Origin of the sequence: Rhizobium sp. C1 (genome assembly GCF_021026335.1) — a bacterium.
Lineage (GTDB): Bacteria > Pseudomonadota > Alphaproteobacteria > Rhizobiales > Rhizobiaceae > Ensifer_A.
In genome coordinates this window covers 385861-400156 of the sequence record NZ_JAJNCY010000001.1, presented here as the reverse complement: position 1 = coordinate 400156, position 14296 = coordinate 385861, and the positions used below count along the sequence as shown (strand labels likewise).

General features: G+C 61.6%; 12 protein-coding genes. 7 read left to right on the top strand and 5 right to left on the bottom strand.

What is annotated here, in order from left to right; all coding sequences use genetic code 11:
• Positions 1-108: 108 nt before the first annotated feature.
• From LQK83_RS01995 to LQK83_RS01985, 3 genes are read right to left on the bottom strand one after another with little or no spacing between them, the layout of a single operon-like run.
• Complete coding sequence (locus tag LQK83_RS01995) at positions 109-1521, bottom strand: FAD-binding oxidoreductase (protein WP_230835618.1); 1413 nt, start codon at positions 1519-1521, stop codon at positions 109-111.
• Positions 1522-1579: 58 nt separating this feature from the next.
• Positions 1580-2050, bottom strand: coding sequence for a type II toxin-antitoxin system VapC family toxin (locus LQK83_RS01990; RefSeq protein ID WP_230835617.1), 471 nt, complete (start codon positions 2048-2050; stop codon positions 1580-1582).
• Entirely contained in the window at positions 2043-2297 is a 255-nt protein-coding gene (locus LQK83_RS01985; RefSeq protein WP_230835616.1) for a type II toxin-antitoxin system Phd/YefM family antitoxin, read from the bottom strand. Before LQK83_RS01985 ends, LQK83_RS01990 begins: the two co-directional genes overlap by 8 nt.
• Before the next feature lie 150 nt (positions 2298-2447).
• Between LQK83_RS01985 and LQK83_RS01980 the strand changes: the two genes are divergently transcribed.
• A complete protein-coding gene (locus tag LQK83_RS01980) occupies positions 2448-5018 on the top strand; it encodes an ATP-dependent helicase (RefSeq protein WP_230835615.1) in 2571 nt (856 codons plus the stop codon).
• Between the two features lie 71 nt (positions 5019-5089).
• Here the strand turns inward: LQK83_RS01980 and LQK83_RS01975 are convergent, their stop codons facing one another.
• A complete protein-coding gene (locus tag LQK83_RS01975) occupies positions 5090-5833 on the bottom strand; it encodes a polysaccharide deacetylase family protein (protein WP_230835614.1) in 744 nt (247 codons plus the stop codon).
• A 155-nt stretch (positions 5834-5988) separates the two neighbouring features.
• Positions 5989-7272 carry an NAD(P)/FAD-dependent oxidoreductase gene (locus tag LQK83_RS01970; RefSeq protein ID WP_230835613.1) on the bottom strand — a complete coding sequence of 428 codons (1284 nt, stop codon included), beginning with the start codon at positions 7270-7272 and terminating at the stop codon, positions 5989-5991.
• 222 nt (positions 7273-7494) lie between these two features.
• On the opposite strand from LQK83_RS01970, the gene LQK83_RS01965 reads away from it, so the two are divergent.
• The 6 genes from LQK83_RS01965 to LQK83_RS01940 all read left to right on the top strand — a co-directional run bounded on the left by LQK83_RS01965 (position 7495) and on the right by LQK83_RS01940 (position 14227).
• Positions 7495-9588, top strand: a complete 2094-nt coding sequence (locus LQK83_RS01965) for a S9 family peptidase (protein WP_230835612.1) — start codon at positions 7495-7497, stop codon at positions 9586-9588.
• A gap of 69 nt (positions 9589-9657) precedes the next feature.
• Positions 9658-9948, top strand: coding sequence for a type II toxin-antitoxin system RelE/ParE family toxin (locus LQK83_RS01960; protein WP_230835611.1), 291 nt, complete (start codon positions 9658-9660; stop codon positions 9946-9948).
• Between the two features lies 1 nt (position 9949).
• Positions 9950-10246 (top strand): addiction module antidote protein, encoded by a 297-nt coding sequence (locus LQK83_RS01955; protein ID WP_230835610.1) that lies wholly within the window; start codon positions 9950-9952, stop codon positions 10244-10246.
• A 745-nt stretch (positions 10247-10991) separates the two neighbouring features.
• Entirely contained in the window at positions 10992-12113 is a 1122-nt protein-coding gene (locus LQK83_RS01950; RefSeq protein WP_230835609.1) for an SbmA/BacA-like family transporter, read from the top strand.
• A gap of 71 nt (positions 12114-12184) precedes the next feature.
• A complete protein-coding gene (locus LQK83_RS01945; RefSeq protein WP_230835608.1) occupies positions 12185-13672 on the top strand; it encodes a protein adenylyltransferase SelO in 1488 nt (495 codons plus the stop codon).
• A 108-nt stretch (positions 13673-13780) separates the two neighbouring features.
• On the top strand, positions 13781-14227 hold the full coding sequence (locus LQK83_RS01940; RefSeq protein WP_230835607.1) for a MerR family transcriptional regulator: 447 nt from the start codon (positions 13781-13783) through the stop codon (positions 14225-14227).
• The last annotated feature ends 69 nt before the right edge of the window (positions 14228-14296 follow it).

The following is a 14296-nucleotide window of genomic DNA, read 5'->3' as shown; positions in this document are numbered from 1 at the left end:
CCGTGTTAAACCGGCACCCAACCGCCGCTTGACATAGTGTGTGACAGACTACCCCGCCACATGGCGCGCGAACAAGACAAATGCATGACCAAGGGCAGATTTAGCGGGTTAATCCAGCGCAAAAATCTTGCCGGGGTTCATGATGTTGTCGGGGTCGAGCGCCCGCTTGATATGACGCATAACGGGCACCGCGGAGCCAAGTTCCTCGATCAGGAACGGTTGCTTGCCCTGCCCGATCCCATGCTCGCCCGTGCAGGTCCCGTCCATGGCGAGCGCGCGGGCATTGAGCCTTGCGCAGAACGCCTCCACACGGGCGATCTCGGCCGGGTCCCTGTCATCGAAAAGCACGAGAACATGGAAATTGCCGTCGCCCGCATGGCCGACAATGGGCGCCGTGAAGCCGTTTTCCACGATGTCCGCCTCCGTCTCGGCCACGCAATCGGCAAGGCGCGAGATCGGCACGCAGACATCCGTCGACAGCGCCGCCATGCCCGGGATCAGCGCCTTGGCCGACCAATAGGCATCATGCCGCGCCTTCCAGAGCTTCGCCCGCGCGGCTGCGTCGGTGGACCACTCGAAGGCCCCGCCGCCATTCTCCGCGACGATCTCGGCAAACTGCTCCGATTGCAGCCGCACCGTCTCGGCATTGCCGTGAAACTCGACGAACAGCGTCGGCTGGACGGCCAGCGAAAGTCCGGAATAGGCATTGCAGGCCGCCACTTGCGCCGCATTCAGCAGCTCGATGCGGGCGACCGGGATGCCCATCTGGATCGTCAGGCTCACCGCGCTGGCCGCATCCTTCAGCGTCGCAAAGCCGCAAACGCCGCCCGCAATCACCTCTGGAATGCCCTGAAGCCTGAGCGTGATCGAGGTGAGAACCCCGAGCGTCCCCTCCGAACCCACCATCAGCCGCGTGAGGTCGTAGCCGGCGGAAGACTTGCGCGCCCGCCGCGCCGTGCGGATCTCTTCGCCATCTGCCATCACGGCAGTCACGGCCAGTACATTGTCCTTCATCGTCCCGTAGCGAACCGCATTGGTGCCCGAAGCCCGCGTCGCCGTCATCCCGCCGATGGAGGCATTGGCGCCTGGATCGATCGGGAAGAACAGACCGGTATCGCGCAGGTATTCGTTCAGCTGCTCCCGCGTCACGCCCGGCTCCACCGTGCAGTCGAGATCTTCGGCATTCACTTCAAGAACGCGATTCATGCGGCTGAAATCGATGGAAATACCGCCCGCCGCCGCATTCACCTGCCCCTCCAGCGAAGATCCCGTGCCGAAGGGAACAAGCGGCACCTTGTGCTCCGCGCAAACCTGCACAACGGCCCGGACATCCTCGGCATTTTCGACAAACACAACACCATCGGGCAGCTGCGCCGGCAGATAGGTCGTGGTATGCGCATGCTGCTCGCGGATCGCCTGGCCCGTCTGGAACCGCTCGCCGAAGGACTGCTTGAGAATGCCGAGAACCGCGGCAATCCCCGCTTCGTTGCGAATGCCAGCACGCACGCCTTCCAGAGCCATGATGTCCTCCTGATTTTTGAAGGACTTCATGACGGAGGATGATGGCGCTGTCGAGGGGTTAAAGCTGCGATGATGGAGTGATCTGCAAGGCTTCCGGCAACGTGCAATCCATCCCGAGCGGCGCAAAGTGCTTCAGGTTTTGCGTGACGACAGTCAGGCCATACGCCTTCGCCGTTGCCGCAATGATGAGATCGCCCAGACCGGGATGATGGCCTTTTGCAAGCGCCGCATCCTCCAGCTTGCCGAGGTGGCGCGCGACAGTTCCGTCAAGCGGCAAAATACGGTCGGCAAACGTATCAATCACCATGTCCAGCCAGCCGTTCAGCCGCCGCGCCCTTTCGACCCCGCCCCGGCGATGAAGGCCACGCAAACCTTTCTCGATTTCAGCAATCGTGATCGCCGAGAGATAGAGCGTTCCCGCCTCGCCCTGCGCATGCATCCATTGACGTGCGCGCTGCGGAACGGGCACCTTGCGATCCGGCGAGAAGATCGAAATGATGTTCGTATCGAGCAGGAAGCCGTCAGTCAAAATCGACGTCCCGCATCGGCGCGGTATTCCGATCCAGATCGGCAGGCCCGGGATAATCCGCCAGCACATCGCCGAAATTCGGCCTTGGCCGCAGTATGGCGCGTTTTGCCGCCTCCGCCGCCTCGACGCTCACAAGAACTGCAGCCGGCTTGCCATGCCTCGTGATTGTCACGAACTCACCAGCAGCGGCCTCATCGACGAGACCGGCAAACCCCGCTTTTGCATCCGCAACGCTGACCGTTGACACAACACCGCCTCCGAATTTGACCATATATGGTCAATATGCGATAGGCCTTCATTGAAATCAATCAGCCGAGCGCGGAAAATATCCCCACCTTCATCCACGTTTTGTTCTCTTCTCTTTGCTTATCCCCCTCAAAATCACTAGATTGCCGGCATGATGAATCGTTTCGATGACATGCCCTTCTTCGGCGACGAGCCGGAGCCCGCCCCGCAGCGTCCCGTGAGTGGCAACAACAGTGGCGGCGGAATTGCCGCCCGCGCCATGGCGCAGCGTGATGCCGCGCGCGCAGCACCGGATTATCTGTCGGGGCTCAACCCCGAACAACGCGAGGCCGTGGAAACGACCGAAGGCCCTGTTCTGGTTCTCGCCGGCGCTGGCACCGGCAAGACGCGGGTACTGACCACCCGCATCGCCCATATCCTCGCAACGGGCCGCGCCTATCCGAGCCAGATCCTTGCCGTGACCTTCACCAACAAGGCCGCGCGCGAGATGAAGGAGCGCATCGGCATGCTGGTCGGCGGCGCGGTCGAGGGCATGCCGTGGCTCGGCACGTTCCACTCGATCGGCGTCAAGATGCTGCGCCGCCATGCCGAACTCGTGGGGCTCAAATCGGACTTCACCATCCTCGACACCGACGATGTCGTGCGCCTGATCAAGCAGATCCTGCAGGCCGAAAGCGTGGACGACAAGCGCTGGCCGGCCAAGCAATTCGCCGCCATGATCGACGGCTGGAAGAACAAGGGGCTGGACCCCGCCCATATCCCGGAGGGGGACGCCCGCGCCTTTGCCAATGGCAAGGGCCGCGAGCTGTACATCGCCTATCAGAACCGGCTCCTGACGCTGAATGCCTGCGACTTCGGCGATCTTCTCCTCCACCCCATCCGCATGTTCAGGAAGAACCCGGACGTGCTGAAGGAATATCACGAGCGCTTCCGCTACATTCTGGTGGACGAGTATCAGGACACGAATACGGCGCAATATATGTGGCTGCGGCTTCTGGCGCAGCGCTCCGCACCGTCTCGAGGGACCTCCCCGGCTGAAGGCCGCAAGCCCGAAGGGGCGTCCGAGCCGTTGCGAGGCCCCCGCGGAGCGCAGGCGCAAGGCGCCGACAGCGTGAGCGCAAACAAGGTCAACATCTGCTGCGTCGGCGACGACGATCAGTCGATCTACGGTTGGCGCGGCGCGGAAGTCGATAACATCCTGCGCTTCGAGAAGGACTTCCCCGGTGCCAAGGTCATCAAGCTGGAACGCAATTATCGCTCCACCGGCCACATCCTCGGCGCCGCCGGCCACCTGATCGCCCATAACGAAGGCCGCCTCGGCAAGACGCTTTTCACCGAGCGCTTCGATCCCGACCATGACAAGGTGCAGGTTCACGCGGCTTGGGACTCGGAAGAAGAAGCTCGCGCCGTCGGCGAGGAGATCGAGCAGCTCCAGCGCCAGCAACACAAGCTGAACGATATGGCGATCCTGGTGCGCGCCTCCTTCCAGATGCGCGAGTTCGAAGACCGCTTCGTGACCCTCGGGCTCAACTACCGTGTCGTCGGCGGCCCGCGCTTCTATGAGCGCCTCGAAATCCGCGATGCGATGGCCTATTTCCGCCTCGTCTGCCAGCCGGCCGACGACCTCGCCTTCGAACGCATCATCAACACGCCGAAGCGCGGTCTCGGCGATACGTCGGTTCGCGCGCTGCACGACTATGCCCGCGCCCGCAATATCCCGATGCTGGCCGCCGCCTCAGACATGATCGAGACGGAGGAACTGAAGGCAGCCGCCCGCAAGTCCCTCTTCAACGTCGTCACCGACTTCCGCCGTTGGCAGTCACTGCTTGAAAACACACCGCATACCGAGCTTGCCGAGCAGATCCTCGACGAGAGCGGCTATACGGCCATGTGGCAGAACGACAAGTCAGCGGAAGCGCCGGGCCGTCTGGAAAACCTCAAGGAACTGGTGCGCTCCATGGAGCAGTTCGAGAGCCTGCGCGGCTTCCTCGAACATGTTGCGCTTGTCATGGATGCCGAGAAGAACGAGGATCTGGATGCCGTCAACATCATGACGCTGCATTCGGCCAAGGGTCTGGAGTTCGAGACCGTCTTCCTGCCCGGCTGGGAGGAAGGCCTGTTTCCGCATCAGCGCGCACTCGATGAGGGCGGCCGCTCAGGCCTGGAGGAAGAACGCCGCCTCGCCTATGTCGGCCTCACCCGCGCCAAGCGCCGCGCCCATATCTGGTTCGTGTCCAACCGCCGCATTCACGGCCTGTGGCAATCCACCATCCCCTCGCGCTTCTTGGAAGAGCTTCCGCTTGACCATGTCGAAGTCTCGGAAAGCCAGAGCTCGAACTATGGCGGCTATGGCCGCAACCCCTACGGCCAGTCCCGCTTCGACAAGCAGGAGCCCTTCCAGAACACCTATTCGACACCGGGCTGGAAACGCGCGCAAGCCAACCGCACCGACGCCACCCGTGACAACTGGGGCTCACGCTCCGGCCATCAGGTAGAGCGGATCGGCTATGGCGAAAGCGGCCCGCGCGGCAAGACCATACAGGGCGAACTCGTCGCCAAATCCACGGTCGACGTGCCCTCGCAATTCTCGGTCGGCGACCGCGTGTTCCACCTCAAGTTCGGCAACGGCAATGTATCGGCAGTCGAGGGCAACAAGCTGACGGTGGATTTTGATCGCGCCGGACAGAAGCGCGTGCTGGACGGGTTTGTGGAGCGGGCGTAAGATTGGCTGTTTCCGGTTTATGAAAGAGGGGCGCCGACGTCAGCGCAACTGTTGCGACTTAAAACCAAAGTTCAGCCGCCAACCTTCGCCAGCTTACCCTCGGAGGTCGGGACATCCCCGAGGCGCACGAACCGGTAACCCTTCGCCTTCAGCGCCTCGATACCTTTGACCACGCCCTCGCCGGCCTTGTGCGTCGGCTGGTTGATATGGGCGATGATCACGTCCCCGTCCTTCGCGCTCTCGAAGGAACGGATGGTCGCCTCGACGCCCAGCAGCGAGCCGCCGTCGCCATTCACCGAATAGCCGCCGATCTTGTAGCCCATGGACCGGATCTGTTGGATTGCCTCGGGGCTATAGACGGCGGTCGCATCGCGATACCATGTCGGCTTCGGCGCGCCAGTCGCGGCGATTGCGGCCGCCCCTCCCTCGACCTCGGCCTGTACACCTTGAGGCGAACCGGCGGTCTTGATGCCGTAAATATCCATCGGCCTGTCGACGGCCGGAATATGGTTCTCACCATGGTTCTCGATCTGGAAGAGATCGGGATGCGCCCGCAGTTGCGCATAGGACTCGGCATTTTTCCGGAGCCAGCGATGCGTCACGAAAATCGTCGCCGGGATTTTCTGATTGATCAGCGTATCGAGAATACGCGGGTCCGTCGCTCCCATGCAGGCATCGAAGGTCAGCGCCACGGTCGGCACATCATGCTTGCCGGCAAGGCGCAGCTTCGGCTCGACCAGTCCCTGCTTGGTGTAGGTGTCGGCAAGCGCCGGCGTGGCGGCCAAAAGAATGGAGAGTGCGAGAATCGTTTTCATGAAAAGCGGACGAGAGGCAATCGCTGGAGGAACGTTGAATTCCCCCTCGTCCCGAAGCGGGGCGGATTTATGGCTTTCCGCCCCAGGGGATCATGTATTTGGGCAGTCCTCAGTTCCGGACGCGAAACCGGTACCCACTTTCGGCTCGAAATTGCTCAGTCGAACTTGACTTCCTTCAGCTTGTCGATGCCCAGAACCTGCAGCGCGAGCTTTTCGTAGAAGGGCTCGGACTTGCCCTGCCTGACCTTGCGCAGGAAGTATTTCTCGAAGCCGATCTTCGCCAGATGCACCCATTTTCCGGAGGACGACCAGTTGACATTGCGCGGCGGGATCTGCGGCTGCGCCACGAAAGCCACGCCCCCGTCGCCGAAGTCGGCGAGGCACACCGCATTCCAGGTCGCTTGTGCGTCCGGTTCGCGACCGCCCACCAGATTGGCGATGTTATGCGCCGTCGCCGTCACCATCGATTCGATCATGAAGCCCGTCTTCGGCACGCCGACCGGCACCGGCGTCGGCCCCATGGGCGGAATGGCGATGCAAACACCAACCCCGAAGACATTCCGGAAGGTCGGGTTGCGCTGGTGCTTGTCGACGACGATGAAGCCGCGCGGGTTCGTCAACCCCTCGATGCCGCGCACGGCCGCAACGCCGCGAAAGGCAGGCAGCATCATCGTGTAAGCCATCGACACTTCGTGCTTCTTCTTCAGCGAACCGTCGTCATTGATCTCGTCGACGAAGAGCTTGCCCGGCTCGAACTTCTCCACCTTGGCATTGGTGATCCACTTGATGTGATGCGCCCGCATTTCGCTTTCGAGCAGCCCCTTGGTGTCGCCAACGCCATCGAGTCCCAGATGGCCGATATAGGGTTCCGAGGTCACGAAGGTCATCGGCACCTTGTCGCGGATCTTGGCGTCCCGCAGCGCCTTTTCCAGAATGAAGGCGAACTCATAGGCCGGGCCGAAGCAGGATGCCCCCTGCACCGCACCGATGACGACCGGGCCGGGATTCTTCAGAAGCTTCTCGAACTGATCCTTCGCCGCCAGCGCATGATCGATCTGGCAGACCGATTGTGTGTTCGCCGCCGGCCCGAAACCTTCGATCTCGTCAAAGGCGAGCTCCGGCCCAGTGGCGATCACCAGATAATCGTAGGAAATGCTCTCGCCATTCGTCAGCTCCACCCGGTTTTCCGCCGGGTGGATGCGCGCGGCGCCCTCCGGCCGAAGCACAATGTCGCGCCTGCCGAAAACCGGCTTCAGATCCACCTCGATCTCTTCCCGCTCGCGCCAGCCCACCGCCACCCACGGATTGGACGGGACAAAAGAATAGGTATCCCCCCTGTTGATGACCGTGACCTTGTCGTCACGCGACAGCGCGTCGCGCAACTCGTAGGCCATGATCGTACCGCCCAGCCCTGCGCCCAATACAACGACATGCACCATGAACGTCTCCTCCTGTTCCGCATGGCCGAAGGCGAACCACTCCCCGCCCCCAAAAACATTCAATACATAATATATATGTATTTCAATATTTTTTGTCAAACTGAAGAATTGGGGAAGCATGAGAGATGGCGGCCGAACACGGACGGCGACGCGTCTTGCGATCCCCTCTCGCGCGCTCTATCTGTGAAGTCCCACCCTCATCCGATCATCCGGAGAAGATCATTGTCCGCATTCAAGTCCCTGCCCGAAGCCCCGCGCGCCGCCAAGAAGCCCGTTGAAGATACACGCCACGGCATTACACGCATGGATGAATATCAATGGCTTCGGGCCGACAACTGGCAACAGGTCTTCCACGATACATCGGTTCTCGACCCGGAAATCCGCCAGTATCTTGAGGCCGAGAACGCCTACATGAAGGCGGCAATGGCCGATACGGAAGCGCTGCAGAAGCAGCTCTTTGCCGAGATGAAGGGACGCATCAAGGAAGATGACTCATCCGTTCCGATGAAGGACGGCCCGTTTGCCTATGGCTCCTTCTACGTCACCGGCGGCGAGCAGCCGCATTATTTCCGCATCCCGGCCGAAGGAGGCGAGCGGCAGGTCATTCTCGATGGCGACAAGGAAGCGGAAGGCAAGGAATACCTGCGCCTCGCCGGCATGGCGAGCTCGTCTGACCACACGCTGGGCGTCTGGGGCTATGACGACAAGGGTTCGGAATTCTTCACGCTGCGCGTCCGCAACCTGACGACCGGCGAGGACATGTCCGACATCCTCGAAAACACCGGCGGCGGCGGCGCCTGGGATGCGGAAGGCAAGAGCTTCTTCTATACGCTGCAGGACGAGAACCACCGCCCGTCCAAGATCTTCCATCACATTCTCGGTCAGCCGCAATCGGCCGACCGCCTCGTCTACGAGGAAACCGACCCTGGCATGTTCATGGGCGTCGGAGGCTCGCGGCTCGATGATTTCATCTTCATCGACGTTCACGACCACGACACGACCGAATATCGCCTGCTGTCCACCAAGGACCTGCTGGCCGAGCCCAAGCTCGTCGTCGCCCGCGAGCCCGGCATGCAATATGAGCTGGCGGAGGGTGGCGACCGCTTCTTCATTCTGACCAATTGCGATGGTGCCAAGGATTTCAAGATCATGGAAGCGCCCGTTGAATCTCCTTCCAAGGAGAACTGGCGCGAACTCGTGCCACATGAAGCCGGCCGCCTCATCCTCAACCACATGGCCTTTATGCGTCACCTCGTCTGGCTGGAACGCCGCGACGGCCTGCCGCGCATTGTCATCCGCGACCGCAAGAGCGGCGAAGAACACGCGATTGCCTTCGACGAGGAAGCCTATTCGCTCGGTCTGAGCGGTGCGGCGGAATATGATACGGACGTCATCCGCTTCTCCTACTCGTCGATGACCACGCCGAGCCAGGTCTTCGATTACAACATGGCGACGCGCGAGCGCACACTGCTGAAGACACAGGAAGTCCCCTCCGGCCACAATCCGGACGACTACGTCACCCGACGCATCCAGGCCGTCTCGCATGACGGCGAGCTGGTGCCCGTCTCTCTGCTCTATCGCAAGGACACCCCGCTCGACGGCTCCGCTCCCTGCCTGCTCTATGGCTATGGCGCCTACGGCATCTCCATTCCCGCAAGCTTCTCCACCAATGCCCTGTCGCTCGCTGATCGCGGCTTCGTCTATGCCATCGCCCATATCCGCGGCGGCAAGGAAAAGGGCTATCGCTGGTACGAAGACGGCAAGCTCGAAGGCAAGGAAAACACCTTCAAGGACTTCATCGCCGCCGCCGATCACCTCGTGAAGGAAGGCTTCACCGCCTATCACCGCATCATCGCCGAAGGTGGCTCTGCCGGCGGCATGCTGATGGGCGCGGTGGCCAACATGGCGCCGGAGAAATTCGCCGGCATCATCGCCGCCGTCCCCTTTGTCGACGTGCTCACCACCATGCTCGACGACACCCTGCCGCTGACCCCGCCGGAATGGCCCGAATGGGGCAACCCGATCGAGTCCGAGGAAGACTACAAGCGCATCGCCGCCTACAGCCCTTACGACAACGTGGTCGCCAAGCCCTACCCCGCCATCCTGGCACTCGCCGGCCTCACCGACCCGCGCGTGACCTACTGGGAGCCGGCGAAGTGGGTTGCCAAACTGCGCGAACACACGACCGGCTCCGAACCGATCCTCCTGAAGACGAACATGGGCGCCGGCCACGGCGGTGCATCGGGACGCTTCCAGCGGCTCGAGGAAACCGCGCTGGAATATGCGTTTGCGATCAAGGTTGCGGGCAAGATGTGAGGGTTTGCGGGTCTCGAACTGTGAACTGCAGTTGACACATGGACATAATGTGAACTACAGTTCACGCAGATGATCGAGGTCCGCGAGCACCCTGTTTTCACGAAGTGGCTGAAAAAGCTGCGGGATGGCGGCGCGCGCCTGCGCATACTGCGCCGGCTTGCCCGTATCAGCCGCGACGGACATTTCGGCGACGTCAAATATTTCGACGGCATCGGCGAACTGCGCATCGATTATGGCCCTGGCTACCGGGTCTATTTTGTGAAGCACGGTGACACCGTCGTGATCCTGCTTTGCGGTGGCGACAAGGATAGCCAAAGTCGTGACATTCAACTCGCAGTCACAATGGCGAAGGAGCTTTGATATGGCCGTTGAGACCAAGCTTTTCGACGCATCGGAATATATGGAATCCGAGGAAGCGCAGGCCGAATATATATCTATCGTCATGGAGGATGGCGATCTGGAGGAAATCAAGCACGCGCTGGGCATCGTCGCACGCGCCCGCGGCATGACCGCGATTGCCCGCGAGGCCGGCGTTACCCGCGAAGCGCTCTACAAGGCATTGAGCGACAAGGGCGACCCGAAGTTCTCGACCCTTCTGGGCGTTGTGAAAGCTCTGGGGCTGAAGTTCGAGTTGAAGAAGATCGAAGCGGCGGAGTAAATGGCCCGTCCTCTCCCACAAGGCGAGAGGCTGATCCATGCGCTCTCCTCCGTAATCCTCGGGCCTGTCCCGAGGATCTGCTACTGAAGACATTCTGCTGCACCGTCAATTGCTTGGCTTCGTCAGCAGATGGCCGGGACAGGCCCGACCATGACGACCTTGGGGGATTTGCCTCAGGTGCCTAAAGCGGGCGTCGCCCAAAAAATTCCTTCCCTCAATTTCCCCGTTCTCTCCAACCTCCCTTATCCTGAACCCCTCCCGTCACCGGATGGGCCAGCGACGGTTGGTTCAGGCGGGAGGAGAGCTTGATGCGATGTTTCGTAACGTGCGGAACATTGCATCAGGGGGCGCGGGCGGCATCGAGACAAAAACCTCGATGAAACGTTTCCCCCGATGGGCTGCGAATAGCTCGGCGGCCTGGCTACGCCAGAGAACCCGTCTGCCTCCGCAGACGGTTTAGCGAGGCGGCCCGCGCTTGAGGAATGGAGTCGGATGAGGCTCCCCTTGGCAATCTCGACGGGTCGCGCTGGCGCTCCGCCGTATTTTTAAACTACCCATCAGGGCGGCGCGTCAGCGTGGCTCTCCGGAAGCTGATGTCCTCAGACAGGGGCAAGAGCGACAACACCGGAGGATAACTCGGGAGAGGTTTTTCCCCGAGGGTTTTGGCGTGCCGCGCCTCGCCCCGATTGGCAACATCGTCGCGCCGGGTTAGAGCTTGTACCAGCATCGCAACAACAGGCAGTCCATGACACCGATCGACCCGATCCGCCCGGTAACGGCCCGCCATCGTGAAACCGACGCGTTCCGTTTCCAGATGCGTACCGTCTTCGGATCGCTACGGCACACGCGGACACGAACACGCATCACGCTTCTCTCCATCGGTCTCGTGATCCTCATCTGCCTGACATCTTACATCCAGGTTCTGTTGAACAACTGGAACGGCCCCTTCTACGATTCGATCGAGAAGCGAAACCTTCCCGAATTCGGCCACCAGCTGGAAATCTTCGTGCTGATTGCCGGCGCGCTTCTCGTCTGCAACGTGGCGCAGGCCTGGCTCACGCAGACGGCGACGCTGCTGCTCCGCCGCGGCCTTGCGGTCGATCTCCTCAGGCTGTGGAACAGCTGCGGCCGCGCCGTGCCGCCGGATGCAACGCTGGAAGGCGCCAGAAACCCGGACCAGCGCATCCAGGAGGATTCGCTGAATGTCGCCGACTGGACGGTGTCGCTCTCCATCGGCCTCTTCCAGTCGACCATCCTGCTCTTGAGCTTCGTCGGCATCCTGTGGTCGATCTCGGGCGCCTTCGCCATCACGCTCTTCGGCGTTCACATCTCCATTCCCGGTTACATGGTCTGGATCGCGCTCATATATGCCGGCGCCGGCACATTCCTCAGCGCCGTCGTCGGCCGCCAGCTTGTCGACCAGAACAACCGCCGCGCCGCCTTCGAAGCCGAATTCCGCAAGGCGCTGGTGGAGGCGAATACGGCGCGCGGCACCGACACCGTCACCCGCCAATCCGTCTACGCCACCAGCTGGCATCTCTATCGCATCTTCTCCAATGTGCTGGCCTCCACGCGGCTGATCATCATCTCGCAGACGAACCTGACCTGGATTTCCGCCGGCTTCGGCTGGGGCGGTCTCGTCGTGCCGGTGCTGGCCGCAGCCCCCGCCTATTTCTCCGGCCAGCTCACCTTCGGCGGGCTGATGATGGCGGTCGGCGCGTTTAACCAGGTCAACACGGCACTGCGCTGGCAGATCAACAATTTCTCCATGATCGCACAGTGGCGCGCCGCCATGCGCCGCATCGTCCAGTTCAAGCTCCAGCTTGAAGTCTTCCGCCAGGCCACCGGCCGTCAGGTCCAGGTATGACATCGGTCAATTGTGCTTGTACCGATCGGCTTGAGATCCCATCTTGAATCGATCATTGAAAGGACGCCGCGATGCCGCTGATCGGATTCGACAATTCCTACACCCGCCTGCCCGAGCGCTTCTATGCGCCAGCAGCGGCGGCAAGCGCGTCGGAACCCTTCATGTTCGCCTTCAACGAACCTCTGGCCAAAGAGCTTGGTCTCGACGTCGCGCTGCTGAAACGCGAGGGTGCTGCCCTCTTCTCCGGCAATCTGAAGCCGGATGATGCGGCCAATGTGGCGCTCGCCTATGCCGGCCACCAGTTCGGCCATTTCGTGCCGCAGCTCGGCGACGGCCGCGCCATGCTGCTCGGCGAAGTGACGACGCCGGATGGCCGCCATGTCGATATCCAGCTGAAAGGCTCCGGCCCCACCCGCTTCTCCCGAAACGGCGACGGTCGCGCGGCACTCGGCCCGGTGATCCGCGAATACATCGTCTCGGAAGCCATGCATGCGCTCGGCATCCCGACGACCCGGTCGCTGGCCGCCGTCACCACAGGCGATGCCGTCTATCGCGAACAGGCGCAGCCCGGCGGCGTGATCGCCCGTGTGGCCGCCAGCCATATCCGCGTCGGCACCTTCCAGTATTTTGCCGCCCGCGGTGACGAGGAAGGCGTGAAGCTGCTGGCCGATCACGTGATTTCCCGCCACTATCCTGAACTGCGGGGCGAAGAGGATCGCTATATCCGCCTCTTCGAAGCCATCGCCGCCCGACAGGCCGCGCTGATCGCCAAATGGATGGGCGTCGGCTTCATCCATGGTGTGATGAACACGGACAACATGGCCATTTCCGGCGAAACGATTGATTACGGCCCCTGCGCCTTCATGGACGCCTATTCGGCGACGAAGACTTTCTCCTCCATCGATCGCAACCGCCGCTATGCCTATGCCAACCAGCCGGGCATCGGCCAATGGAACCTGGCGCGGCTGGCCGAATGCCTCTTGCCCTTGTTCGGCGACGTGCAGGAGGAGGCAATGGAAAAGGCCAACGCGGCACTCAGGACCTATGGCGAACGCTTCCAGGCCGAATGGCTGAAGGTGATGCGGGCGAAGCTGGGATTGGTGCGCGAACGCGAGGACGATCTGAAGCTGATCCAGTCCTTCCTGTCGCTGATGGAGGAAGGCGAAGCGGACTTCACCCTCGCCTTCCTCCGTCTTACGGCCGCGGCTGGAGGTCCGTCGGCCGATTTTGAACTTGCAGACAGGGAACTGCGAGGAGAATTCAACGCTCCCGATGCGGCACAAATATGGCTTGACGGCTGGCGGCACTATCTGGAAGGCGATTCCATCTCGCCGGAAGACCGCAAGGCGCTGATGCAAAAGGCCAATCCCGTTTACATTCCGCGCAATCACAGAATTGAGGAAACTATCCGCGCCGCTGTGGATGACGGCGACTTCTCGCTGTTCGAGGCGCTGAACCGTGTCCTCGCCCGGCCATATGAGCAACAGGCCGGCTTCGAGCGCTACAAGGCAGCGCCGCTCAATCACGAGATCGTGCCGCGCACCTTCTGTGGCACCTGATCGTCCCCGCCGACCAGGCGCGTGTTAATCTGTGAGCGAAAGCCTTGAACGGCTTTTGAAGCTCTCCTAAATCTCTACAAACTAGAGGTTTTTGGAAGGTTCTTTGACATGATGACCATCGGCAGGCTTTCAGTGACGGCCGGCGTCAAGGTCCCGACGATCCGCTATTACGAGGAGATCGGCCTGATGCCGGAGCCGGAGCGGACGGAGGGCAACCAGCGCCGCTATGTCGGCGCCCATCTGGAGCGACTGAATTTCATCCGCCATGCGCGAGACCTCGGCTTCTCTGTTGAAGCCATCCGCGATCTCCTCTCGCTCCAGGCAACGCCTGACGCCCCCTGCCACGATGCAGACCGCATCGCTGCCGACAATCTGGCCGATGTGCGCGCCAAGATCGCGCGGTTGAAGAAGCTGGAAGCGGAGCTCGAACACATCGTGTCCGAATGCGCCGGCGGACGCGCAGGCGAATGCAATGTTCTGGCGACGCTGGCCGACCACGCGCTTTGCACCACCGATCACGGTCACGTTCACAATTCTCTCCACGAGACCACTTGACATTCAATCGCTTTAGGAGAATGTTGCCCGCCATGATCGCACAGGCACACACCACGGCTGTATATTTTT